This window comes from Nafulsella turpanensis ZLM-10 (genome assembly GCF_000346615.1).
In the GTDB taxonomy this organism is placed as follows: Bacteria; Bacteroidota; Bacteroidia; order Cytophagales; family Cyclobacteriaceae; genus Nafulsella; species Nafulsella turpanensis.
This window is the reverse complement of the sequence record NZ_ANNU01000017.1, coordinates 36,607-62,165: the sequence shown is the minus strand read 5'-3', so window position 1 is coordinate 62,165 and position 25,559 is coordinate 36,607. Positions and strand designations below refer to the sequence as shown.

19 protein-coding genes are annotated in these 25,559 nt (G+C 47.0%); 8 read left to right on the top strand and 11 right to left on the bottom strand.

Annotated features, from left to right (window positions below; all coding sequences use genetic code 11):
• Positions 1-202: 202 nt before the first annotated feature.
• Positions 203-2,938: a PAS domain-containing sensor histidine kinase gene (locus tag F752_RS25270; protein ID WP_160164093.1), complete on the bottom strand. Its 2,736-nt coding sequence runs from the start codon at positions 2,936-2,938 to the stop codon at positions 203-205.
• Positions 2,939-3,443: 505 nt separating this feature from the next.
• Between F752_RS25270 and F752_RS0107985 the strand changes: the two genes are divergently transcribed.
• Entirely contained in the window at positions 3,444-4,691 is a 1,248-nt protein-coding gene (locus F752_RS0107985; protein WP_017731208.1) for a serine hydrolase domain-containing protein, read from the top strand.
• Between the two features lie 88 nt (positions 4,692-4,779).
• Here the strand turns inward: F752_RS0107985 and arfB are convergent, their stop codons facing one another.
• From arfB to topA, 3 genes are all read right to left on the bottom strand, one after another.
• Positions 4,780-5,196, bottom strand: a complete 417-nt coding sequence (arfB, locus tag F752_RS0107980) for an alternative ribosome rescue aminoacyl-tRNA hydrolase ArfB (protein WP_017731207.1) — start codon at positions 5,194-5,196, stop codon at positions 4,780-4,782.
• A 198-nt stretch (positions 5,197-5,394) separates the two neighbouring features.
• Positions 5,395-7,152, bottom strand: coding sequence for an ABC transporter ATP-binding protein (locus tag F752_RS0107975; protein WP_017731206.1), 1,758 nt, complete (start codon positions 7,150-7,152; stop codon positions 5,395-5,397).
• A 240-nt stretch (positions 7,153-7,392) separates the two neighbouring features.
• Entirely contained in the window at positions 7,393-9,711 is a 2,319-nt protein-coding gene (topA, locus tag F752_RS0107965; RefSeq protein WP_017731204.1) for a type I DNA topoisomerase, read from the bottom strand.
• Positions 9,712-9,984: 273 nt separating this feature from the next.
• On the opposite strand from topA, the gene F752_RS0107960 reads away from it, so the two are divergent.
• Entirely contained in the window at positions 9,985-10,758 is a 774-nt protein-coding gene (locus F752_RS0107960; protein WP_017731203.1) for an undecaprenyl-diphosphate phosphatase, read from the top strand.
• Positions 10,759-10,860: 102 nt separating this feature from the next.
• On the opposite strand, the gene F752_RS26230 is transcribed toward F752_RS0107960, so the two are convergent.
• From F752_RS26230 to F752_RS0107945, 3 genes are all read right to left on the bottom strand, one after another.
• Positions 10,861-11,592, bottom strand: a complete 732-nt coding sequence (locus F752_RS26230) for a hypothetical protein (RefSeq protein ID WP_017731202.1) — start codon at positions 11,590-11,592, stop codon at positions 10,861-10,863.
• Between the two features lie 240 nt (positions 11,593-11,832).
• On the bottom strand, positions 11,833-12,585 hold the full coding sequence (locus F752_RS0107950; protein WP_017731201.1) for an EF-hand domain-containing protein: 753 nt from the start codon (positions 12,583-12,585) through the stop codon (positions 11,833-11,835).
• A gap of 190 nt (positions 12,586-12,775) precedes the next feature.
• Positions 12,776-13,444, bottom strand: a complete 669-nt coding sequence (locus F752_RS0107945; protein WP_152425069.1) for an EF-hand domain-containing protein — start codon at positions 13,442-13,444, stop codon at positions 12,776-12,778.
• Between the two features lie 416 nt (positions 13,445-13,860).
• On the opposite strand from F752_RS0107945, the gene F752_RS0107940 reads away from it, so the two are divergent.
• Positions 13,861-15,450 (top strand): acyl-CoA carboxylase subunit beta, encoded by a 1,590-nt coding sequence (locus F752_RS0107940; protein WP_017731199.1) that lies wholly within the window; start codon positions 13,861-13,863, stop codon positions 15,448-15,450.
• Between the two features lie 42 nt (positions 15,451-15,492).
• Here F752_RS0107940 and F752_RS25265 read toward each other — a convergent pair whose 3' ends face one another.
• Complete coding sequence (locus F752_RS25265) at positions 15,493-16,272, bottom strand: DUF4184 family protein (RefSeq protein ID WP_017731198.1); 780 nt, start codon at positions 16,270-16,272, stop codon at positions 15,493-15,495.
• A gap of 69 nt (positions 16,273-16,341) precedes the next feature.
• Here F752_RS25265 and F752_RS0107930 point away from each other — a divergent pair, with 69 nt between their 5' ends.
• Positions 16,342-17,409, top strand: a complete 1,068-nt coding sequence (locus F752_RS0107930; RefSeq protein ID WP_017731197.1) for a M42 family metallopeptidase — start codon at positions 16,342-16,344, stop codon at positions 17,407-17,409.
• A gap of 98 nt (positions 17,410-17,507) precedes the next feature.
• Positions 17,508-18,305: a helical backbone metal receptor gene (locus F752_RS0107925; RefSeq protein ID WP_017731196.1), complete on the top strand. Its 798-nt coding sequence runs from the start codon at positions 17,508-17,510 to the stop codon at positions 18,303-18,305.
• Here F752_RS0107925 and F752_RS0107920 read toward each other — a convergent pair.
• Positions 18,288-19,526 (bottom strand): 3-phosphoshikimate 1-carboxyvinyltransferase, encoded by a 1,239-nt coding sequence (locus F752_RS0107920; protein WP_017731195.1) that lies wholly within the window; start codon positions 19,524-19,526, stop codon positions 18,288-18,290. The genes F752_RS0107925 and F752_RS0107920 overlap by 18 nt on opposite strands.
• A 167-nt stretch (positions 19,527-19,693) precedes the next feature.
• Between F752_RS0107920 and F752_RS0107915 the strand changes: the two genes are divergently transcribed.
• Positions 19,694-19,954, top strand: coding sequence for a YtxH domain-containing protein (locus F752_RS0107915; RefSeq protein WP_017731194.1), 261 nt, complete (start codon positions 19,694-19,696; stop codon positions 19,952-19,954).
• Positions 19,955-19,996: 42 nt separating this feature from the next.
• Here the strand turns inward: F752_RS0107915 and aroB are convergent, their stop codons facing one another.
• Positions 19,997-21,052 carry a 3-dehydroquinate synthase gene (gene aroB / locus F752_RS0107910; RefSeq protein WP_017731193.1) on the bottom strand — a complete coding sequence of 352 codons (1,056 nt, stop codon included), beginning with the start codon at positions 21,050-21,052 and terminating at the stop codon, positions 19,997-19,999.
• Positions 21,049-22,128: a bifunctional 3-deoxy-7-phosphoheptulonate synthase/chorismate mutase type II gene (locus F752_RS0107905; RefSeq protein WP_017731192.1), complete on the bottom strand. Its 1,080-nt coding sequence runs from the start codon at positions 22,126-22,128 to the stop codon at positions 21,049-21,051. Before F752_RS0107905 ends, aroB begins: the two co-directional genes overlap by 4 nt.
• Positions 22,129-22,420: 292 nt before the next feature.
• On the opposite strand from F752_RS0107905, the gene F752_RS0107895 reads away from it, so the two are divergent.
• Together F752_RS0107895 and lysS are read left to right on the top strand one after the other, a co-directional pair.
• A complete protein-coding gene (locus tag F752_RS0107895; protein ID WP_017731190.1) occupies positions 22,421-23,629 on the top strand; it encodes a proline dehydrogenase family protein in 1,209 nt (402 codons plus the stop codon).
• A gap of 187 nt (positions 23,630-23,816) precedes the next feature.
• Positions 23,817-25,559, top strand: a complete 1,743-nt coding sequence (gene lysS, locus F752_RS0107890; protein ID WP_017731189.1) for a lysine--tRNA ligase — start codon at positions 23,817-23,819, stop codon at positions 25,557-25,559.

Here is a 25,559-nt window from a genome sequence, read left to right as displayed (position 1 = left end):
AGGGCTATTCCAAAGTTGCCTGAGAAAAGAAACAGACTGTAAAAATTAAGGTGCAGAAGGGTAAAGGAAGCTACGTATAGGCTGCCTTAAAAGGTTAGATTGAACTATCAATTGACTTTTCTTTAACTGAGAAGCCAAATAAAGCTTTTGCTCTTTTCCTTGTGCTGCAGAAGGCTACACCTCCTTATGTTCTAAAAGCCGGCTACAGTTTTTTAGATTTAACTTCAGGCTCAGGCAGGAAAATGATAAACTCCGTACCTTTACCGAGATTGGATTTTACCCTGATAGTACCCCCCAGCTTTTGAATGGCTTCTTTTACAATGTAGAGGCCTAAGCCGGAACCAGAGGACTTGGAGGAGGCCCTGAAAAACATACTAAATATTTTTTCCTGGTGTTCCTTTGCTATCCCAATACCATTATCCTGGATTCTGATGGTAGCGCCTCCTCTTTTCTCTTCAACCAGAATAAAAATAGAAGGCTCCTTACCCTCTGTGGAGGCATACTTAATGGCGTTGGAGATCAGGTTGGTAAATATCATTTTCAGGCGACTGCTGTCGGAAAGGAAATGAGAACCGCTTGGGGTGACATAGGAGATCTTTATCTTATTTGCCTGCTCAAGAAAGGAAAGACTTTCCACTACCTCTTCAATAATAGCCTCGAAATTTACAGGCTCAAGGCTCACTTCTACTCTTGTGTTGCGGGAGTAATCCGTAATTTCCTGAATGGTTTCATCCAGCTTGGTAACGCTTTTTTCGATGAGTTGGAGGTAGGTATTTAAGTCAGCTCCCTCAGGATAATTCTTAATGAGATTGAGAATGCCTAAGATAGAGGTTAAGGGGGCCCTAAGGTTATGCGAGGTGCTGTAAACAAACTGGTCCAGCTCATGATTAATTTTAAGTAGCTCCTCATTACTCCTGCGAAGCGTTTCTTCCGTTTCTTTGAGGCGGGTAATGTCCCAGTTCAGGCCTAATAATCGCCTGGGTTCTCCCTGTTCATTCTCAAAGACTTTTGCATACGATTTTATCCATCTTACTTTTGATTCAATAATGATTCTGAACTCCGAATCCAGCTTTTTATATTTTAACACCTCCTGCAGGAGCAATTCCTGTTCAGGAACATCATCCGGGTGCAGGACCTTTTTGTAATCGTCAAATTCCACTTCTGCCTTATCAGCAGGGAGACCATACAGCTCTCTCATTTGCTGGTCCCACACTATTTTATTGGTTTCCAGGTCCCAGTCCCATATACCAATACCCGCGGCCTCGGTGGCCAGCTGTAGCCGCTGGGCATAGCTGCGTATTTCGTGTTCTGCTTTCTTTCTATCGGTAATGTCCTGCATGCTGCCTTTTACGAGCACCACCTTATTGTTTACTGTTTCTGACTGCCCCAGCATGCGAACCCACATTTCCTTTTTTGTAGCGGTAGCCATTTTTAGCTCCAGGTCGAAGGCAGTACCTTCTGTCACCAGCTTCTGAAAGGCCTCCAACAAAACAGGCTGAAACTCGGGCAAATAAAATTGGGTGGCCCTTTCAATGCTCAGTTCTTCTGTAGCAGGGATTTCGAACAGCTCATAGGATTGGGCAGTCCAGGACATAGTATTAGTAAGGAGGTCCAGTTCCCAGCCGCCTATACGGGAAATCCGGCTGGTTTCATCCAGCAGGCGCCTGCGATGTTTTTCTTCGCTTACGTCCTGAATCGTAAGGATTGATTTTACAGGAGAGCCGTTTTTATCCCTGATAAACCGGCTTCTGGTTCTCAGGTACTTCAGCCTTCCACTGGCACTAATGATCCTGAACTCAAAGGGGGTAGATTCGACTTCCCTGATTTTTTCATCTGAAAGCTTGGCCAGTTCTTTTATCCATTCTTTACCGGCGGGCCTGTAGTTCTCAAAAAGATTGGGGGCTTTGTCAGCATCTTCGGGGTGTATATACTCAAAGCCGTTGAACTGGTCTTCGGTAAAAACATCAAGATCGAAATCGTAAATGGCGTAAACGCCTGAGCTATTTTTTACTTCGCCCGAAACAAGGTCGAACTCTGCACTGCCTAAATTAGCCACATGCTGGGCTAAGTTTAAGGAGGCTTCGCTATCCCGTAGTTTTTCCTCTACCTCTATTCTTTCTGTTACATCCCTGAAGTTAGATACGACGGCACGTACATTTTCATCGTGTAAAAGATTCGTTGTATATGCCTCTGTCCATATATAGGAGCCATCTTTCTTTCTTACCCGTTGCACAATGTAAACCTTATTGCCGGGGGCCTCCATCATTTGGGCCAGAAGCGCTTTTGTGCGGTCTTTGTCATCCTCATGAATAAAAGACATTCCCTTCTTGCCCAGCATTTCTTCTGCAGAATAGCCGAGTGTACTGCTTACGGAGGGGGAGGCATAGGTGATAAAGCCGGGCTCGTCGTAAAGAATAATCGCTTCGAAGCTATTTTCCAGGAGGCTCTTAAACTTCCTTTCGTTTTTGAGAATATAGTGGTTGAGTTCAGCGGTTCTTTCCTGCTTCTGGGGTAATTTATCTTCATTCGCCTGTAAGGCTTCCCTGCCCCTGGCAGAAGGAGGCAAACCCGGGTTAGGAAAATCTTGCTTTAACTCGCTGACCATGGTAATAAGGTAACGCTCCTCTGCTGATAACTGAAGAACATAGCTGTTGGCCATTACCGCTATACGGGCTCCATCTTTTTTTTGTGCCAGCCAGTGCCTGAAGGTTCTTTCTGAGCTTGTTCCTTTTACTTCCTGGGCGAACAGAAGCTGGTGTGTTTCCATTGCCTCTTCCCTTTGCTCGGCAACTATTCCATGACTAAACATGCTTCCCTTAAGCTCTTCTTCTGAATAGCCTAGCAGAGAGCAGTAGGCATCATTTACCAGCAGGATAACTCCTTTTCTGTCGGTAATCAACACCCCGGGGTCAACCGACTCAAAAAAACCTTTTAACAAACGGGAAAGGTCCATAAAAGAGAAAAAAATCAGCAGGCTGATACCTATGGAATAATCGCTTATACAATATAATAAAAATTTATGGGAAAAGTTATTTGAAGATTACACCAGTTGAACAAAGCTGTTTCTGCATGTTCCGGTTGCTTCTTTCTGTCCCTGGCAGCCTTCTCTCTTAGAAACTTTTTATTTAAAACCTTTTTGGTAGCTACTTATTTCTCCTCTTTTCCTAGATGAAGGTATATCTGATTCAAAGCAGGCTAATTATCGGCTTTACCTTTTTTACCTACAGGCAAAATGGACCTGGCGCGTTAGAGATGTCTTCAGTTGTTCGGATAAAATATGTATTTTAGGAAATTAAGCGGGAGGAATTTTCCTGGAAGCTAGCACAAATACCTGGCCGCTGGTGATTTATTTCTACGGTTCCTGAGGTAAAAGACTGTGGTTCAAATAGGGGTGAGGTTCTGTTAGTGGCGCTTATAAAAGAACTTATTGCTAATTAAGATGTATGAAAATGATGAGCAGCGGAAGGTTTTATTGCCTGTTATTCTTCTTTTGGAGTGTGTGTTTACCTGCCGAGTCTTTCGCACAGCAGAAGAAAGGAAAAGTTTACTTTCCATCAGCGGAACACTGGGAAAGGAAAGCTCCTCAGTTGGTGGGAATGGATGAAGAGGAGCTTCAGGAGGCAGTTGAGTTTGCCATTGAAAATGAAGCCACCGCCCCGCGGGATTTAAAACAGGCCCATTACCAGAGTTTTGGTAAAGAGCCCTTCGGAGATGCCGTGGGGCCATTTAAGGAGCGGGGAGCGCCAACAGGCTTAATCATTAAAAATGGCTATATCGTAGCCGAATGGGGCGAGCCCGAAGAGGTAAATATGACTTTTAGTGTTAGCAAGAGCTTTTTGTCTACAGTAGTAGGCCTTGCTCTTGACCAGGGGCTAATACATGAGCTGGACGATGCTGTGCATGAATATATGGCACCGGTTATTCTGTTTGAGCCGTATGCCACCGGTAATAAGGCCGACAGGCTCGCGGATGCTGATATTATACAACCCTTTGACACAGAGCACAACAGAAAGATTACATGGGACCACCTCCTGCGGCAGACGAGCGATTGGGAAGGTACCCTTTGGGGAAAGCCCGACTGGGCTGACCGGCCGGAAGGGGAAGCCTCTACCTGGCTTAGCCGAAGCAGGAACGAACCCGGAAGTACCTATAAGTACAACGATGTGCGGGTAAACGTGCTGGCGCTTGCTGCTACCAATTTATGGCGGAAACCTTTACCCCTTGTTTTAAAAGAACAGCTAATGGATCCCATCGGTGCTTCCCGGACCTGGCGCTGGCTGGGCTATGAAAACTCCTGGATTGTACTGGACGGGCTGCCTGTGCAGGTGGTAAGCGGTGGAGGGCACTGGGGAGGCGGTATGTTCATAAATGCCATGGACCAGGCCCGGTTTGGCTATCTTACGCTCAACAGAGGAGAATGGAATGGAGAGCAGATTTTGTCTGAGGACTGGATTAGCAGAGCCCTAACACCCACTCCGGCAAAAACAGACTATGGCTTTATGAATTATTTCCTCAATACAAATAAGGAACGCTTCCCGAGTGCTCCTGAAACTGCTTTTGCCCACCTGGGTGCAGGAACCAATATGGTGTATGTTGATCCGGAGCATGATTTAGTCATTGTTGCCCGGTGGATTGAAAGCAGCGCGTTGGATGGCCTCATTGCGAGGGTGCTGGAAAGTATGGAAGATTAAGAGGATTCCGCGAGGAAGAGAAGCTGCTGCCAGTAATGCTGTTTGGGTGTACTTGCTATTACCTCAGAGGGCGGTGGCATTGTATTGGCTAAAATATATTCTGGCGGAGCTTCTTCTTCTCAGAGTGCTTCTTCTTTTCATTCAGCCTCTTTTTAACGGAGCTTTTGGTGGGTTTAGTCGCCTTCCGGAATTTTTTACGGGCAAAGGCTTTTCCCATCAGCTGGTTAAACTTAATAATGGCGGCCTCTTTATTCTGGAGTTGTGTCCGTTTGCTTTGAGCATTAATAATAAGGATGCCATCATTACTTATTCTGGAAGAAAGCTTATCGCTAATTTTCTCTTTTTCCTCTTCCGTGAGCAACTGTGAGTTTTTTACATCAAAGCGAAGAGTAATTTTGCTGTTTACTTTATTGACATTCTGCCCGCCAGGCCCGCCACTTTTTGAGGCGTTAAAATCCAGTTCGCTGGTAACATCTTTATTTCTTACTCTGGCTGTTTGTATCATATACTTATATCAACGGGTTTGCTTCGGGAGATGTTGGACTTGGGGTGGGAGACCTGTCCTTGCTGACAGTTAAGTGGCTGTGCTTTGCAGCGCCGGGTTTCTTATGACAGTTGCCATTGGAGATGATTTAATGCTTGATATTTAAAAGCCAATACCCAGTACTAAAAATTATCGGCAACCACCAACTAACAACTAACTCTATATTCTCGCCTGGTAGGTGTACAGCTGGTAATACCTTCCTTTCTTTTCAATGAGCTCCTCGTGTTTGCCTCGTTCGGCAATCTGGCCCTGCTCAATCACCAGTATCTGGTCGGCCTGGCGAATGGTGCTCAGGCGGTGGGCGATAACAAAGGTGGTGCGGCCCTTCATAAGCTCTTTCAGGCTGGCCTGTATGAGGGTTTCACTTTCCGTATCGAGATTGGAGGTGGCTTCGTCCAGAATAAGGATGCGCGGGTCGGCCAGTATAGCCCTGGCAATGGCAATGCGCTGGCGTTGCCCGCCCGATAGTTTGACACCCCGCTCCCCAATGAGCGTATCGAGTCCATCTTCGAAGCGGTCGGTAAATTCCTGCACATGGGCAGCATATACCGCCTGCATGAGCTGCTCCTCACTGGCATTCGGCCGCGGAAAGAGAATATTTTCGCGGATAGTGCCTTCGAACAGAAAATCGTCCTGCAGCACCACACCCAGCTGGCTGCGATAGCTCTGCAGGCTGATTTGGCGGAGGTTATTTCCATCGACGGTAATGGTGCCGCTATTGGGGTTGAGGAAGGAGGCGGCCAGCCCGGCAATAGTGGTTTTGCCGGAGCCCGAAGTGCCAACGAGGGCGGTAACAGAACCGGCAGGAGCTTCAAAGCTTACTTCTTTTACTACCTCCTTTCCTTCTTCATACGCAAAGGATACACGGTCGAAAATTATTTCGCCATGGATTCTCTCTGGTTTGATGGTCCGGGTGGTTTCGTCTTCCTCCAAAGGGGTATTCATGATGTTTTCGGTACGATCGAGTCCTGCAAAGGCCTCTGTAAGCTGGCTGCCAATATTGCTCATCTGCAAAATAGGGGCAATCATAAAGCCGAGGTAAAGGGTAAAGGCCAGGAAGTCGCCAAAGGTCATTTCCCCGTTCATAATCATATACCCGCCAAGGCCCATAATGCCGGCAGAGGCCAGCCCCAGCAGGAGGGTGGCAGAGCTGGTTACCAGGCTGGAAGTGACCAGGCTTTTTTTGATGTTGAGGAACAGGCGGTTTACGCCCTCCTCAAAAGTTTTTGTTTCCTGCTCTTCCGCATTAAAACCTTTTATAACCCGTACTCCACCCAAAGTTTCGGTTAAGCGGCCGGTTACCTGTGCATTAATGACGCCACGTTCCCGAAAAATAGGACGAATTTTGGCAAAAGCTTTAAGCGAGATAAAACCAAAAATGGCTACAGGAATCAGGACGTAAAGCGTCATCCAGGGGCTAATCATTATAAGGAGCACGAGGCAGATGGCAGAGGTGATAAAGCCGCCTACCATTTGGGCAAGGCCGGTGCCCACCAGGTTGCGGACGCCTTCCACATCTATCATAATGCGCGATACGAGCTCCCCGGTTTTGGTATTATCGAAAAAGCGAACGGGCAGCCGAATGATGTGCCGCTGCACCTTCGCTCTTAGCTGAGCAATGAGGTTCTGGGCCTCCACACTCAGAATTTGAGTAAGCGCAAAAGAAGTGACGGACTGGACAACAATGGCGGCCACCACGGCAATAATCAGCCATTTGAGTAATTGTAAGTCATTATTTGGAATCACCTCATCTATCAGGTACTTACTGGCCCCCGGCAGTACCAGCCCGGCCAGCCTGCTGATAATGATGAGGCCCAGCCCGAGAAGCAGGTGCATTCTCCTTGGCCAGATGATGGTCTTAAATACATGGGTAATGGTAACTTTCTTTTCCTTATCTATAGGTTTGGATGCTGACATCGGGTGGTGCTAAAAGGTATGAATTATAAAGTGAAGAGGCACTCGCTGCTTTTTAGCAGGAGTGGAGACCATTTTGGTTCTGGCCCGGCTGGCAAAGGTTAATTTTTATTCTGATAAGAACAGGCTGCAGCACTCTTTAATTGTGGTTGTTGTAGTTAGCAACTTCTAATGCTTCGAGTTTTTGATAGCAGTAAGAATAAGCGCTCATTCGTATGGAACAGGTGCTTTTAATTTTTGCGGCTAGCTTTCAGCGCCCTCTTTGGTTTGCTTTTCTTTCCACTCCAGGTAATCGGCTATGGTTTTTTTGCACTGCTCTGCCTTCCAGCCCGCCGCTTCTTCTACACTTACATTTTTAGGTAAATTGGCAAAGATCTTACCGTCGGTAACATACAGGCCCCATTTGCCATTGTGGATTTGATATTTCTTCCCTATTTGTGCAAGCAGGCTCTTCTTACGTTCTTCCATTTGAGCCCGCTTAGCTTCAATTAAGGCAATAGCTTCTTCAAGAGAAACAGCATCAGGCTCCTTATCTTCTACATTGATATACTTTTTCTCGAAGAGCACATAGGTGCCGAACTTACCCTTCCCTGTCTGCACGGCTTTTCCTTCAAAAATGCCGATTTCGCGGGGCATGGTGGCGCGCTTCTTTTCAATAGCGGCAATGGCATCTTCTACAGTAACGGTCTCCGGTTTTCGGCGGTCATCCACAGGATAGTAGGTGCCTTTATGGCTTACATAAACACCAAATTTGCCCTTGCCGACCAGCAGTGGGTGCTCTTCGTACTGCCCGATTTCGAGTTGGTTTTCGGCGGGGATATCCTGGTAATTTTCATTCACATGTTCCACCCATTTGGCCAGACGGCGGTCGAAGGCAGGAACAATCTGGGCGAAGTTTCTTTTTCCTTCTGCAATTTCGTCGAAGAGGTCCTCACATTTGGCCGTAAACTGGTAATCGACTACCTGGGCGAAGTTGCTCTCCATAAATTCGGTAAGGCGGATGCCTTTTTCCGTAGGAATGAGCTTGTTTTTATCGGAGCCGAGGGTTTCGGTTTTTTCGGAACGGGTAAGCTCGCCATTTTCAAGCGTGAGCAGGGCAGCGGTTAACTGTTTGCCTTCGGCATTGCCGGTTTTTACGTACTGGCGGTACATAATGGTGTTAAGAATGCTGGCATAGGTAGAAGGCCGGCCTATTTGTTTCTTTTCCAGCTCGGCTACCAGGGTGGCCTGATCGAACCGGCGGGGGGGCTTGGCATATACCTGGCGGGCTTCCAGCTTCAGCATTTCCAGTACTTCTCCCACCTCAACCGGCTGTATGGTATCTTCATCCTCTTCCTTATCGTCTTCTTCTTTTTCTTCCTGGTACACCTTCAGGTAACCGTCGTAGGTCATAATTTTAGCCTTGCTGGTGTAGAGGTCGTCGGGCTGTTCAGATTCAATACTGATGATGGTTTCGTCGAAGCGGGCAGCCTTCATTTGGCTGGCAAGTGCCCGGCGGTAAATAAGGTCGTAGAGGCGGCGCTCTTCCTCTGTATCGCCTGCCTGTGCATTATTCCAGTCTGTTGGGCGAATTGCTTCGTGCGCCTCCTGTGAGCCGGCCTTGCTTTTAAACTGGCGCTGTTCGAAGTAGTCGCCGCCGTACTGGTTGGTGATCTGTATTTTGGCCTCGGCAGTGGCCGATTCCGACAGGTTTTGGCTATCGGTACGCATATAAGTAATATGACCACCCTCGAAGAGCTTTTGCGCCACATCCATTACCCGCTTAACATTCATCTTCAGCTTTTTTACCCCATCCTGCTGCAGGGAGGACGTAGAGTAGGGCGGCTGCGGCAGCTTTTCTGCCGGTTTGGTCGTAATGTCGGTAACCCTGAATGTTTTAGAAACAGAGTTTTGCAGGTAGGAGTAAGCATCTTCTTCGGCCTGAAAGTAATCTTTCTTTTTGGCCTTTAGAGTATCGCCTTTAGTGGTTTTAAACCAGCCGTTGAGCTGGTAGTTAAAGCGGTCGGCAAAGGATAAAATCTGCTTTTCGCGCTCTACGCAAAGCCGGAGGGCGACAGACTGTACACGACCTGCTGAAAGGCCGCTTTCGAGCTTGCGCCAGAGTACCGGACTTATTTCGTAGCCCACCAGGCGGTCAATGGCACGGCGGGTTTCCTGTGCCGACACCAGGTTCAGGTCAATAGTACGGGGCGCCTCAATGGCCTTTAGCACCGCCCCCTTTGTAATTTCCTGAAAGCTTACCCGCTTGCTTGTTTTATAATTGAGCCCCAGGGCGGCACATAAATGGAAAGAAATGGCCTCGCCTTCGCGGTCGGGGTCAGTAGCAAGATATACATTTTCTTTGCCGGCTGCCTTTACCTTGTTCTGTAGGGCTGCTACCACTGATTTTTTGTCATCGTTCAGCTGATAGAGCATTTTATAGCCATTGGCTTTATCGATGGACAGGTTTTTGGCCGGCAGGTCGCGGATATGTCCAACGGAAGCCGCCACTTCCCAATCCTTGCCCAGTAAGGATTTTAGTTTTTTAATTTTGTTGGGAGACTCTACAATTAGTAAATTCATACGATAACATCACATAACCCGACTTACAAATATACTGATTTCTGCTCATCCAAGCTCCTGGCCAGAGCCAGTATTGCAGATAAATTACATGTAGTTCACGGGTTTGGCGGAGAGACTGAAATAAAGAGACTACAGGGGCAACAGGTTTTTATTCTTTTACTTCCGGTATTTAATTTTTGTACTTTTAACAGAAGTTTGTCTTCATCATTGGTGGTGCTGTAGGGTAATACTATATTAGTGTCCTGAAATTATTTACCTGAACAGTTCCCCTGCATGACTCTTATACAAGCAATTGTACTGGCTGTGATAGAAGGCCTAACGGAATTCCTGCCTATATCTTCCACCGGCCACATGATTTTAGCCTCGGCGGCTATGAAAATGCATGAGGAACCTTTTGTAAAAACTTTTGAGGTGGCCATTCAGCTTGGGGCTATTATGGCCATTGTGCTCCTCTATGCCAAGCGTTTTCTGCAAAGCTTAACAATTTACTTTAAGCTGAGTGCAGCATTTATTCCTACGGCTATAGCGGGTTTTCTCGCTTATGAGACCATAAAGTCTTATCTCTTCAACCCTACTGTTGTGGCCATTGCCCTTATTGTGGGTGGCATTATCCTGATATGGATTGATCGCAAAGTAGTCGCAAAAGATTCGGAGTATATCGACCTGGAAGATATATCCTATAAAAATGCCCTTTTCATAGGTCTGTTCCAGTGCCTTTCCATGATACCGGGAACTTCCCGCGCGGCTGCTACCATTATTGGAGGGGTTTTCAATGGCCTGGACAAGAAGCAGGCAACGGAATTTTCCTTTTTGCTGGCGGTGCCTACTATGATTGCAGCCACGGGTTATGATTTGTACAAAACACCGGCCGACTTAACCAGCCATGAATTTTTTCTTTTGGGAGTGGGCTTATTAGTGGCTTTCCTCTTTGCATGGCTGGCTGTAAAAATATTTTTAAAACTGGTGGAGAATTATGGATTTAAGCAGTTTGGCTACTATAGAATTATACTTGGAGTAGTATTTCTGCTCTTTATGGAGACATTCTAGGGTTATAGTTCAGAAGAGATTTGGTACACAATAAAAGCCAGCAGGTGTATTCCCGCTGGCTTTTTATTTCCTGCTTACGCAGGTGTTAAACGAGGTTTATTTTTACATATCGTCACCTTCCAGTACCTCATCCTCATCTTCAAGTATCCCTTCTTCTTCAAGGACTCCTTCTTCTTCATCAACACCTTCTTCTACTTCAACATCTTCCTCTTCTTCATTAAAGAGTTCTTCATCGTCGTACCAGGCGTCGTAGTTAGATTTGGTATATTCCCTATCGTTCAGGAATCCATCTTCGTCCTCATCCCAGGTGCTGAAAAGTCCGGTGTTAAATTCATCTTCACTGAATAATTCGTCATCATCAGTATCCCATTCATCATAGATACCGGCATCATCTAAACCTGCATTATACTCTTCAGTATCAATGATGTTATCATCATTGGTGTCCCACTCGCTGAAGTTGTCGCCGAAATCGTCTTCCCAGGCAGAATTACCTGCGGAATATTCATCATAGTCAAGTTCGCCATTCTCGTCTTCATCCCACTGGTCGAAAAGCCCGGTACTAAACTCATCGTTAGAGTAGAATCCGTCATCGTCAGTATCCCAGTCGTTAAAAATACCGTTATCTCCTAGGCTGGAGTCAAATTCGTTTTCATCCCACATTTCGTTTGCATCGGCATCCCATTCCGTAAATTCATCTACTTCTGTATCGGAAACCGGCTCATAGTCCTGTGCAAAGGTGGCGGTACCAAAGCAAAACAGAAAGGCAGTAGCTACTCCACCGAATACTTTCGCGGCAGACCATTTGCTTGTTTTTTGGTTATCTAAATTTTTCATTTCAAAAAAGTTTAAGTTCAATAAAAAAATTAACTACTTATATATACGGTAAAACGCAAGATTGTTACGAAAAGCTGCTGTTATTTGTTGCTTAAGGTATTGGTATGCAGACCGTTAGTTCATGGTTTGTATTCTTAAACAGAAAGTGAATTATTTATTCTAAAAAAGGAAAATCCGCCTCTGAAACACTGTTCAGAGGCGGATTAACTAAGACTTTCTACAAGCAGTGATATTTAAATCTTACTCATCTACTTCATTATATTCATCAAACTCCAGGTAACCATCTCCGTTTTGGTCCCAGCTGTTAAATATTCCCGTGTTTACCTCATCTTCTGTTAAATTGCCATCTCTGTCAACATCCCATTCATCAACAAGACCGGTTTCTCTCATTCCAGCTTCATACTCGGCAAGCTCTAACCTGTTGTCCTGGTTTAGGTCCCATTCAGTGAAGTTTTCAGCATAATCGTCTCTCCAGTCTCTGTAGCCTACGCGGTATTCGTCGCTCTCCAGATAGCCGTCATTATCATCATCCCATTCATCGAAATAGCTGCCATGGAATTCATTTTCGGAGAAAACCTCATCGTTACCCATATTCCACTCCTCGTACAGGCCTACATTTTCTACCCTGGATCTGAATTCCTCCGAATTCCAGCGCCGGTCGTTGTCTTTATCCCACTCATAAAAGGCTTCTTCGGTAACAGGAGTGATAGGATTCCCCTCCACTGCGCCCTCATCGTTCTCTATTTCTCCTTCTTCCACTTCTTCCACGTCATTTCCCAGGTTCTGGACGTCATCCCTTGCCCATTCCGGCTGCTCTTCCAGCCCTTTGTTTATTTCTGCAGTTTCCTCGGCAATGCTGTCGTCCTCATCTACTCCGCTGCCTGCATCGCAGGAAATAGCTCCCCAGGAGAAAAGGAAAATCGTAAAAAGAGTGCCAAGCTTTTGAAGAGAAAAAGGCTTACGGTTTTTTATTTTAAATGTTCTTATTTTCATAGTTTAAAAAGTTAATTCAGAAAATTAGTTTTATGCTATAGTATACGTTTCTGGACTACAGGGTTGCGTTAAAGCTGAAATGATTGAGGTGAAGACACCCTGGGGTAATGGAAGAACAAAAAAAAAGCCCCCATTCAGCTGGAGGCTTTTTTTTTATCTCTTTTCAGAGTTCAGTTAAAGTTCATAAGGATTATATACCCCAGAAGTTATAACCGATTGTGTTATATTCTTCATCGCTCAGGTAGCCATCATCATCGGCGTCCCAGGTTTCGAAAAGGCCACCTTCCAACTCGTCGTCGCTGTAAAGGCCATCACCATCTTCATCCCAGCCTTCGTAGAGGTCAGCTTCGTTAGTGCCTTCAAAGAACTCATCTTCGGCCAGCACACCATCTGCATCGGCATCCCATGCTTCGAATTCCTCTTCGTACTCACCGCCCCAGGCAGTATTCCAGGCAGAGTATTCTTCTTCATCAAGGAAACCATCATCGTTTTCATCATAAACTTCGAAAAGACCTGCGTCTACTTCGTCCTCTGAATATAAGCCGTCTGCATCTTCATCCCAACCTTCGTATAGACCAGCGTCATTGGCTACGGTTTCAAACTCATTATCATCCCAAAGTTCATCATCATTGGTATCCCACTCATTAAAATCACCCTCTGCTAATGCTTCGTCCTCGGCAAATGCCTCATCTTCAGCAAGTGGTTCCTCATATACTTCGTCTTCTGCTACTGCATTTTCTTCATTTGCGGGTCCGCAGGAAGCGGCGCCAAAAAGGAAAAGTCCGGCAGTTAGCAGGCTTCCGATGGTTTTGGTTGGAAGCAGAGAGCTTAATTTTGTTTCATTTGTCAGCTTTTTCATACGATAAAAATTTTGGTTCAACAAAAAAAATGTTTTAGTTATTATACGGCTGATAGCCATACAGTTACTATTAACCCGATAATTATTTTAATGTTTCAGGTGTAACAGTTTTTAGAGGCAGACTTTTAAATTCTAAGGTTTAGGGACTTTTTGGCCGCTTTTTCGCCTTATCACTCCTCTTCAGACTCGTGGCTTGTTTATACCGTTCCTGCGTTTAAGGGTTTCGCTTATCCAAGAAATTATTTGTATTTACCCGTTTGTCTGAGCCGATTTTTGCATGAATATGGGCAGATTATATTTATTAACTCCTCTATTTTTTTATCTTTGGACTTTTCAGTCTCCAATGGCCTCTTCTTCTATCAGAAGAAGGGTTCGATAGGAATAATTTTTAATTTTGGCGATAAACCCCCTGTAGCATGAGCGACGATAAACTGAATGAACGTAAATACACCTTCCCGACGAATAAGGAAAAATACGAACTGCTTAAAAAGAAAAATGAAGAAGCCCTGCAGGGCGGAGGTGCCGAGCGGATAGAAGCCCAGCACAAAAAGAATAAGCTTACGGCAAGGGAGCGAATCCATTTATTAATGGATGAAGGTTCTTTTGAGGAAATAGGCAAATTTGTGATGCACCGGGCCAAGGACTTTGGTTTAGATAAGCAGCACTACCTGGGCGATGGTGTAGTAACCGGCTATGGTACAATAAACGGGCGCCTGGTATATGTATTCTCTCAGGATTTTACTGTTTTCGGAGGCTCTCTTTCTGAAACCCATGCCGAAAAAATTGTTAAAATAATGGACCTGGCCATGAAGAATGGCGCACCGGTAATTGGCTTAAACGATTCCGGCGGAGCCCGTATACAGGAAGGGGTCGTGTCGCTTGGTGGTTATGCCGATATTTTTTACCGCAATACACTTGCCAGCGGTGTTATTCCGCAGATTTCGGCCGTAATGGGGCCCTGTGCAGGTGGAGCCGTATATAGCCCTGCTATTACCGACTTTATCATGATGGTGGAGAACTCTTCCTATATGTTTGTAACAGGGCCTAATGTGGTAAAAACCGTTACGCAGGAAGATGTTACAGCCGAAGAGCTGGGGGGTGCCAGCACGCACAGCAGCAAAAGTGGCGTCACCCATTTCAGCTGTGCCAATGAGGTGGAGTGTATTAATTACCTGAAGAAGCTCCTGAGCTATGTGCCGCAGAACTGCGAGGAAGATGCACCTATGCTGCCATACGAGCCAAAAGCCGACGAAAGCCGCCCGGCGCTGAATGACCTTATACCCGATAATCCTAACCAGCCTTACGACATGCGCGAAGTGGTGGAAGGGGTGGTCGATGAAGGAAGCTTCTTTGAGGTACATAAAAACTTTGCCGAAAATATAGTTGTAGGCTTTGCCCGCCTTGCCGGTCGCAGCATTGGTATTGTTGGGAATAACCCTGCTTCCCTGGCCGGTGTGCTCGATATACAGGCCAGCACTAAAGCAGCCCGCTTTGTACGCTTTTGCGATTGCTTTAATATACCCCTGCTGGTATTTGAAGATGTGCCGGGCTTTTTGCCGGGTACCGACCAGGAGTGGAATGCCATTATTACCAACGGAGCCAAGCTGCTCTATGCCTTTAGCGAAGCAACTGTTCCACGTGTTACTGTTATTACCCGCAAGGCATATGGCGGGGCCTATGATGTAATGAACTCCAAGCACATTGGGGCCGATATGAACTTTGCCTGGCCTATGGCCGAAATTGCCGTAATGGGAGCCAAAGGTGCAGCAGAAATTATTTTCCGTCGCGAGATTGCCGCTGCCGAAGACCCGGAGGCGAAGCTGCAGGAAAAGGTGGATGAGTATACTGTCAAGTTTGCAAATCCTTACAGGGCAGCACATCGTGGTTATGTCGATGAGGTAATTATGCCATCGGAAACCCGCGGCAAACTTATTAAAGCCTTTAAAATGCTGGAAAATAAAGCCGATAAGCTGCCCCGCAAAAAGCACGGCAATATTCCTCTTTAAGGAGATAAGAAACAGGAAAGCCTGGTATACCTATAGGGTGTATCAGGCTTTTTTTATCGCCAGGCTGCCCCGTTTTCTAAAAATGAGGGAGCACAGGATGAGGCTGAGCATGGCTGCTGAAAGTGTGCTGATAATTAGCTGGGCGGGCCCAAAAACGATTGGCAGGAACTCAAAGGAAGCAATGGTGCCGCCTGCCATAAAAATGGAGAGCAGGCTGAAAAACTCTACCTTCTCCCGAAAGCGCAGGATTCTATAGCCTGGCAGCGGAACGTTGGTTCGCAGGAGCAGGTACAAAATAAGTAACATGCCGACGGCTGAAAAAGCTTTTTCCAGTGTGTAGAAAGGGTGTTCTCCGAGTGCTCCCATCATCAGGGGCAAATCCCTCCGGCTCCCCAGTTGTTCAAGCCGTTGAAAGGTATCCATCATAGCAGCCGGACTGGTAACAGTATCAAGTACGAGATGAGAAACGGCTCCAACTATCACCGAAAGGATGTATATCCATGGGTGCCGCTTAAGGTAGTGTAAAAAATCAAAAGTAAGGAAACCCGACAGTCGCCGATCGAAGGGGGAGGGGAGATGGCGGATTAATGGATTCCGCACCAACAGGTGAAAGAGCAGGCCAAGTACAATGGACATGGGTAAGTCGAAAATAAACACCCCTAAAATAGTTTCTCCGATAGGGTTAGCGGTCCCCTGTACCAGCAGGAAGTATTCAAAGTCAGGCGTAATGCTGCCTGTTACCAACCCTGTGAGCGAGAACCAGCGGGCATTCATTTTCTTTAACGGCAGCACAATGGCCGGGTGTGCGAAGGTAAATGGCATAGCTTAAAAAGTGTAAACAATTGCTCCTGATATACATTGACTGTAGTACGGAACTGATAAAATTAAGATATGGAAAAAAACATTGAATTTCTTTATAAATACCTGAACAACACATCTCCTACCGGTTTTGAAAAGTCAGGCCAGCAAATTTGGCTCGACTATTTAAGGCCCCATGTCGATGAGTGGTTTTCTGATACTTACGGTACCGCAGTCGGTGTCATTAACCCACAGGCTAAGTATAAAGTAGTAATCGAGGCCCATGCCGATGAAATCAGCTGGTTTGTAAATTACATTACCGACGATGGCTATATTTATGTCCGGCGTAATGGCGGCTCCGATTACCAGATTGCCCCCTCCAAACGGGTGGATTTCCATACCCGTAAAGGGCTGGTAAAGGGCGTGTTTGGCTGGCCGGCTGTGCATGTTCGCCATGATGAAAAAGACCTTAAACCCACCAGTAAAAATATCTTTATCGATGTTGGCTGCAGCAGCAAAGACGAAGTGGAAGCCCTTGGCATCCATCCCGGTACGGTTGTTACCTTCGACGATGAGCTGATTGAGCTAAACGGTCGCTACTGGTCCGGCAGGGCGCTTGACAACCGCATTGGCGGCTATATGATTGCCGAAGCCACCCGCAGGTTAAAGGAACAAGGGGTAAAGCTGCCCTTTGGCTTATATGTAGTAAATGCGGTGCAGGAAGAAGTAGGTCTTCGCGGAGCGCAGATGATTGCCCAGCGGATTAAGCCTGATGTAGCCATTGTAACCGATGTGTGCCACGATACCAATTCGCCTCTTTACAACAAAGTAGTAAGCGGTAACCAGAAGGCGGGGCTTGGGCCGGTACTTACTTATGGACCGGCAGTGCACAACAACCTGCTCGATATGATTATCGAAAATGCGCAGCGGGCCGAAATTCCTTTTCAGCGGGCATCTGCCAGCCGCGCCACCGGTACCGATACCGATGCTTTTGCCTACAGCAACGAAGGTGTCGCCTCTGCCCTCATTAGCCTGCCACTTAAGTATATGCACACCACAGTGGAAATGGTGCATAAAGAAGATGTGGAGAACGTGATTAAGCTGATGATGGAATTTCTGCAGCACCTGCCCGAAGGACACGATTTCAGATATTTTAAATAAAGCTTTAGATGTGAGAAATGAGACTGGAGACATTAGAAAGAAAGGTTTAGTTTTTTGCGTCTCCTGTCTCAGGTCTCCCATCTCTAATCTAAAAAAAGATGCCCCTCTATACCGACCAGATGCAGCGCAAAGTAGAAGTGCCGGACCGCCCACGGCGTATTATATCGTTGGTGCCCAGCCAAACCGAATTGCTTTATAGCTTTGGACTTGAGCAGGAAGTGGTGGGGCTTACTAAATTTTGTGTACACCCGGCCCACCTGCGCAAGGAAAAACAGGTAATTGGCGGCACTAAAAACTTTCATTTCGACAGAATACGGGCCCTTCGGCCTGATTTGATCATTGGCAATAAAGAAGAAAACTACCAGGAAGGAATAGAAGAACTGGAAAAGGAATTCCCGGTGTGGATGAGCGATATTTTTACCCTTGAAGATGCCCTGCAAATGGTTACTCAGCTAGGGGAGATAACAGGCAGAGCCGAAAGGGGAGCTGCACTGGCACAGGAGGTTAATGATAAATTCAACAACCTCCAGGCGATATCACCCCTTAGCTGCCTGTACTTTATCTGGCGAAAGCCTTATATGGTAGCAGGTGGAAATACCTTTATTGACGAAATGCTGCAGCGTTGCGGCTTTGCCAATGTACTCAAGGAGCAGGAGCGATACCCGGAGCTTTCTGCCGAAGATATCCGACAGCTAAATCCGCGCCTGATCCTGCTTTCCTCCGAACCATACCCTTTCGGAGAGAAGCATGTTCAGGAGTTCAGGGACCTATGTCCGGGTGCCGTAATCATGACAGTCGATGGAGAGATGTTCAGCTGGTATGGCAGCCGCTTATTAAAGGCAGTGCCGTATTTTAAGCAGCTACAGCAGGAGATTTCCTCAGCCCTCCACCTGTAGACTAAAACCGGCCTCTTCCATATTCTGCCAGAAGCGCGGGTATGACTTCCTTACTACATCCGGCTCTTCTATTACCAATGGCAGTTGGGTCGCTAATGGGGCGAAGGCCATGGCCATTCGATGGTCGTCGTAGGTGTGGATACGGATCGCTCCTTCCGGCATTTTATCTGTTGGGTGTAACTCCCATTTACCTTCTTCCGCTTCTATGAGGCGTGCATTTATTTTTGCTAACTCGGTCTGCAGTGCAGCAATACGGTCGGTTTCTTTAATCCGCAGGCTTTCCAGGCCGGTAAAATAGCCTTTGATGCCCTTGGCAGCACAGGCCACTGCCACCGTCTGAGCCAGGTCAGGGCAGTGGGTAAAATCTACTGAAATTTCACCGGCAGCTTCCTTTTTAAACAAATGAAGCATACTGCCTTCCCACCGGTAGCCAACCCCTGCTTTCTCCATGATTTCAAGGATACGGATATCGCCCTGCAGCGAATCGGGACGAAGGCCGAGGAGGCTTATCTCAGCCTCTTCAGCCAGGGCGGTAAAGCTGAGCCAATAGCTCGCACCCGACCAGTCCGATTCAATGGTATAGCTTTCCGTTTTATAGCTCTGGCCGGGTTTTACCCTAATAATGTTACCGTTCCACTCCGCCTCTATACCAAAGCGGGTCATGAGCTGGAGAGTCATGTCTATATAAGGGCGGCTGCCGATTTTTCTTTCCAGCTGCAGCTCGAGGCCTTGGGAGAGAGCAGGGGCTATCATGAGCAGGGCCGAAATGTACTGGCTGCTTACATCGCCTCTTATGCTAAGCCTTTTTATTTTTTGCTCAAAAGGGCCGCTGATATGGAGAGGAGGGTATCCTTCCCTGGCGGTATAGTCTACCTGTGCTCCGAGTAAGCGGAGGGCATCGACCAGCAGGCCTATAGGGCGTTGCTGCATTCGTTCAGTCCCGGTCATGATCTTTTCCTGCCCGTTTACGGCAAAAAAAGCAGTAAGAAAACGCATAGTGGTGCCGGCATCCAATACATCCATTACCCGTTCATCCGATTGCAGGAGCCGCTGCATGGTTTGGGTGTCGCGGGCTTCAGAAATATTGTGGAGTTCGGCGCCACCGGGACAAAGTGCCGCAATAATAAGTGCCCGGTTACTTTCACTTTTAGAGGCCGGTAAAGAAATGGCCGCAGGGCGAATATTTTTTTGCAGGTTAATACGTACTATAGGAGTAAACATGGAGTAATGGTTTAGCAAAGTAAGGAGCTGTGATTTAACTTTTTACTGAATCTTTGAACTTCCTTCTTACTTTTACGTAAATTAAGCGTTGGCAATCCGTCAAAACAAGTTTGCATCCAAACCGTTAAGTAGATTAAATAATTTTTATTCCTTAATCCTCAATTCTTATGAATAATTCAGACAAATCACTTTTTGCCTTTTTAGCTGGTACTGCAGCAGGCATTGCTATTGGAATGCTAATGGCTCCCGACAGCGGACGAATGACCAGAGATAAGCTAAGCCGCCAGGCCGATGCACTGGTAAATGACCTTGAAGACCAGTGGGAAGTGGGCTTTGAAAAGATCAGAGACCTTACCAACAGCGCCCTGGCCGAGGCTGAGAGACTCAGAGAGCGTGGTGAGCGCGAAATAGACGATTTAAAAGGCTAATCTGCTTTAGCACATACTTACCAACTGCTTTAGGCTGGATAATTAATTTATCCAGCCTTTTTTATTGTACCATTGGAAGGCTTCTTCTATATCTTTCCGGCTAATAGCAACATCGTACACTGCTTTCCCTACCTGGCTTAAAAGGGTACAGTGAATAATGCCTCTTTCATTCTTTTTGTCCTGCAGAGCAAGGCTGATCAGCTGCTCAAAAGCGCTTTCGGGAATAGAGGCTAAAGGAAAAATTTCGCTGATATAGCTGCAGCAGTTCTGCAGTTCCTCAGCAGATAGGCCGGTTTTTAAGTAAGAAAGGTATGCTTCGGCCACCATGCCAATGGCCACCGCTTCCCCATGGAGGAGTTTGGGGCCGTTCTCCAGAAAATAGCTTTCGACCGCATGGCCGATGGTATGGCCGAAATTAAGGATTTTGCGCAATCCCTTTTCCCTCGGGTCGGCTAAGGTAATCTGCTGCTTTAAGCCTATGCTGTGCCTGATGATTTGCTGCCAGTCTTGTTGCTGCCAGTCCTTCTCCTGCAGTTGCTGCCAGTGATGGGCATCGGCAATAAGGGCATGTTTTACTACCTCTGCATAGCCAGACCGTAGCTCCTGCAGCGGCAGCGTGCTTAAAAAATCAGCATCGATTAATACCGCCTCTGCTTCCTGGAAAAGCCCGATATGATTTTTGAACCCCATAAAATCAATGCCCAGCTTTCCGCCCACGCTGGCATCGACCTGCGAGAGGAGAGTGGTAGGGATATTGATAAAGCGGATTCCTCTTTTATAGGTAGCTGCACAAAAGCCCCCCATATCGGTTAGCACGCCCCCGCCAAGGTTGATAAGAATGCCTTTCCGGTCGAAGCCGGTACTGGTAAGCGCTTCCCAGATGTGGGAACAGCTTTGCAGGTTTTTATTTTCCTCTCCACTTTGGATTTCAATGGAGGTAAATGACTCTGGTAATGCCCGCTTTATTTTAGGAAGGCAATGTCGGCTGGTATGCTCATCGGTGAGGACAGCCAGTTGCGAAAAGTCCAACTCCAGCAAAAGCTTTTGCAGTGCTTCCGGCGCTGGTAAATGGGTGTGGATGCTCGAAGGAAGATTCAATATTTTTCCTTTTTGTTGTTAAGAATGTTCGTCTGCATTTTAATGGAGGCCTGATGGACCAACTTATACAGTTCTTTTATAAATGATTTCTTCAGGCCAAACTTTTTTCCCCATTGCGGGCGACTTTCAAAAATCTCGTTCCAGCGCTTCAGGTCCAGGATGGCAATATTATGGTTTCGCTTATACTCGCCAATTCGCCCGACCAGTTCCATACGCCGGTGGAGCGCCTCCAGGATTTCCCGGTCAGCCTGGTCAATCTGGTCGCGGATTTCCTCCAGCTTATCAGCAAACTCCGGGTGCTGACTGGCCGGGTCGCGCTTCCGCAGGCGCGATAGAATTTCCTGTAGCTGAGCAGGACTTACCTGCTGTTTGGCGTCGCTCCAGGCTTCAGCAGGAGTCGGGTGCGTTTCAATCATAAGCCCGTCGTAATCCAGGTCCAGGGCCATTTGAGAGATGCCTTCGATCATAAGGCTATCGCCCCCAATATGGCTGGGGTCGCAAATAAGAGGCAGGTCCGGCATAAGCCGTTTGAGTTCAATTGGAATTTGCCAGGCAGGAATGTTGCGGTAGCGGCTTTCAGCAAAAGAAGAGAAACCCCGGTGAATGGCCCCCAGCTTGTCGATGCCTCTGCCTTTTAGCCGCTCAAAGGCACCCATCCAGAGCGAGAGGTCGGGGTTAATGGGGTTCTTAACCAGCACTGGTTTATCAGTTCCCTGCAGGGCATCGGCAATTTCCTGTACGGTAAAAGGGTTAACAGTAGAGCGGGCGCCAATCCAGAGGACGTCTATATCGTACTGAAGGGCAGCTTCTACATGCAGTGGATTGGCCACCTCTATTGCAAAGGCAAGTCCTGTTTCTTTTTTTATCTCCTGTATCCATTTCAGGGCTTCTACGCCTACTCCTTCAAAGCTGTTGGGGCGGGTGCGTGGTTTCCACACTCCTGCCCGCACCAGCTTAATGCCAAGCTGCTGAACAGCCAGGGCAGTCGTGCGAAGCTGCTCCGGCGTTTCGGCACTGCAGGGGCCTGCAATGTACAGCGGCTGCTGACCATAAGCTGTTATCCAGTTCTTATTCATTTTGCTCTATCTGCTTATAAGGGTAAAGGTACACTAAACCACCCGAATTACCACCCTCTGCAAGAGCGGAAACACCCTCTGTTTGCTGTAAAGAGCCAGGGGATAATATTTCCCAGGCAGCAGTTTTAAAATCCAATACTTGTACATATACTTGCCGGAAATTCGCCTGGATTTACACATGTTGTAAATCCTTTGAACGAGCCGGATACAAGACAAGCCCCCGACAAATGTGTCATTAGTTGTGCAGGAACTTATCCGGAAGTGCGCCGTATACACAATCGATTGCATGACTATGGAAGGAACAGTATTGACACATATACCCGAAAAACCGCTGTCTTTCGAAGACACCGCAGTAGCATTTGCCTCACAATCTGACCTGGCTTTGCGCAAGAAATACCTGATTTTTGCTGCCATGAACAGCAATTTGCTGACTAATGTTGGTACTGTTTTGCTGAAGCAGGCGCTTAACCTCCACCTGCCGGTAAAAGGGCTGATAAAGGAAACTATTTTTGAGCAGTTTTGCGGGGGAGAAACCATAGAAGACAGTGAGAAAACCATTCAGGAACTGGCCCAGTCGAATATAGGGACGATACTTGATTATTCGGTGGAGGGAGAGGAGAATGAAAAAGCCTTTGAGGCGACTACCAGGGAAATCCTTCGTACAGTAGAGAAAGCCCGCACCACCCCTACTATTCCTTTTTGTGTTTTTAAAGTCACCGGTATTGCCCGCTTTAGTTTATTAGAAAAAGTGCAGCGGGGCGATAAGCTATCGGAAACCGAACAGCAAAGTTTTGATCAGGTAAAAGAAAGGGTAGATCGTATCTGCAAAGCAGCCCACGATGCCAATACCAGAGTTTTTATTGACGGGGAAGAAACCTGGATTCAGGACGTAATCGATCAGCTGGCCCTGGAGATGATGAAAAGGTATAATGGAGAACGGCCGGTGGTGTACAATACTTACCAGATGTACCGGGTAGATGGTCTGCAGCTCCTCCGGAATGCCCTCCACTTTGCAGTTACCCACCAGGTATGGCTGGGTGCTAAGCTGGTGCGGGGAGCCTATATGGAAAAGGAGAGAGATCGGGCGGAAGAAAAAGGTTATCCGGATCCGATCAATCCGAATAAAGAAATGACCGACGACCTCTTTAACCAGGGCTTAAAATTTTGCCTCGACCATAAGCAGCGAATCGGCATGTGCTGCGGTTCGCACAACGACTACAGCAATTATTACCTTACCATGCTCATGGAGAAGCATGGTGTGCATAAAGAAGATCCCCGCTTTTTCTTCGCCCAGCTTTACGGTATGAGCGATAATATGTCCTATGCCCTTGCTGCTCACGGGTACAATGTGGCTAAGTATGTTCCTTATGGTCCTGTAAAGCATGTAATGCCCTACCTGATTCGCCGTGCGCAGGAAAATACAGCTATGGCAGGCCAAAGCAGCCGGGAGTTTAACCTGGTGAGGCGCGAAATGAACCGCAGAGGAATAAAACTCCTGTAAAGGAATAAAGGTATCTTTTTAGTGCGCCTCCTTTTCTTTTTATAGAAGAAGATGAGGCGCTTTATTTTGTCCATTCCGCAATTAGCCGTTCCCCTGCATAAAATTACCATGATTAATTACTAAATTTGCACCAAATTTTATTTGCAGGTAATTTGCCTGTACGACTCTAATAACAGAAGACGGTCTTATGCAGCATTTAAGCGAACAGGAACTCAGGCGGCGCGAAGAAATGGAAGCGCTTCGTGAGCTGGGGATTAACCCTTATCCTTCCGAAACCTTCGAGGTAAACGTAACGGCGAAGGATATTGAAACCAATTACGAAAAGCGAAAAACAGACTATAAAAACATATCCATTGCCGGCCGTATCATGAGCAAGCGCATTATGGGTTCTGCCTCTTTTGCCGAACTGCAGGACTCCACCGGCCGTATTCAGCTTTATGTTCGCCGCGACGACATTTGCCCTGATGAAGATAAGACGATGTACAATACGGTTTTCAAAAAGCTGTTAGACATTGGCGACTTTATTGGTGTAAAAGGTTACGTATTTACCACCCAAACCGGAGAAATTTCCATCCACGTTACGGAGCTGAAAATACTGAGCAAATCGCTCCGTCCATTGCCTATCGTTAAAGAGCGGGAAGATGAGCAGGGTAATGTTGTGCGCTACGATGCATTCGACGATCCGGAGCAGCGTTACCGCCAGCGCTATGTCGATATGGTTGTGAATCCTCACGTGCGGGAAACCTTCCGGAAGCGCTCTCAGCTGGTGCAGTCGATGCGCTCTTACCTGAATGAGCGCGGGTACCTGGAGGTCGAAACCCCTATTTTGCAGCCACTCTATGGTGGTGCCGCTGCCCGTCCCTTTAAAACCCACCACAATACGCTCGACATGACTCTGTACCTGCGTATTGCCAATGAGCTTTACCTGAAAAGGCTGATTGTAGGCGGATACGATGGTGTATATGAGTTTGCCAAAGACTTCCGTAACGAGGGGATGAGCCGCTTCCACAATCCTGAGTTTACCCAGGTAGAGCTGTATGTAGCCTATAAAGACTATAACTGGATGATGAACCTGGTAGAGGAAATGGTGGAGAAAGTTTCCCTTGACCTGCATGGAACTACTGAGGTAAAGGTTGGTCAGCATACCATCAACTTCCAGCGCCCATGGAAACGCTTTACCATGTTCGAAGCCATTGAGCATTTTACAGGAATCGATATCTCTGAAATGGACGAGGCCCAGCTGCGCGAAACCTGCCAAAAGCTGGATGTACCGGTGGATGAAACCATGGGTAAAGGTAAGCTGATTGACGAAATTTTCGGCGAGAAATGTGAGGCCCAGCTGATTCAGCCAACTTTTATTACCGATTACCCTGTGGAGATGTCGCCGCTTGCCAAGCGCCACCGCAGCAAAGAAGGTCTGGTTGAACGTTTCGAGGCTATCTGTAACGGTAAGGAAATCTGTAATGCCTTCTCTGAGCTGAATGATCCTATCGATCAGCGCAGGCGCTTCGAAGAGCAGCTGGAGCTGGGCAAGCGGGGCGATGAAGAAGCCATGGTGCTCGACGAGGACTTCCTGCGGGCTATTGAATATGGAATGCCGCCAACAGCAGGTTTGGGTATTGGCATCGACCGCCTGAGCATGATCATGACCAACTCCAATTCTATTCAGGATGTGCTCTTCTTCCCGCAGATGCGCCCGGAGAAGAAAGTGAAATATGCCACTGAGCAGGATTATAAAGACCAGGGCATTCGTGAGGAGCTGATTCCGATTCTGCAGGAATTGAAAATCCTGACGATTGAGCAGCTGAAGCACAGCACTCCTACGAAACTTTTCAATGATATTTGCGGCACCCGCAAAAAGATGAAGCTAAAGGAGGTGAAGAACCCTACGCTTGAAGAGGTAGAAAGCTGGATTTACGAAAAAGAGTAG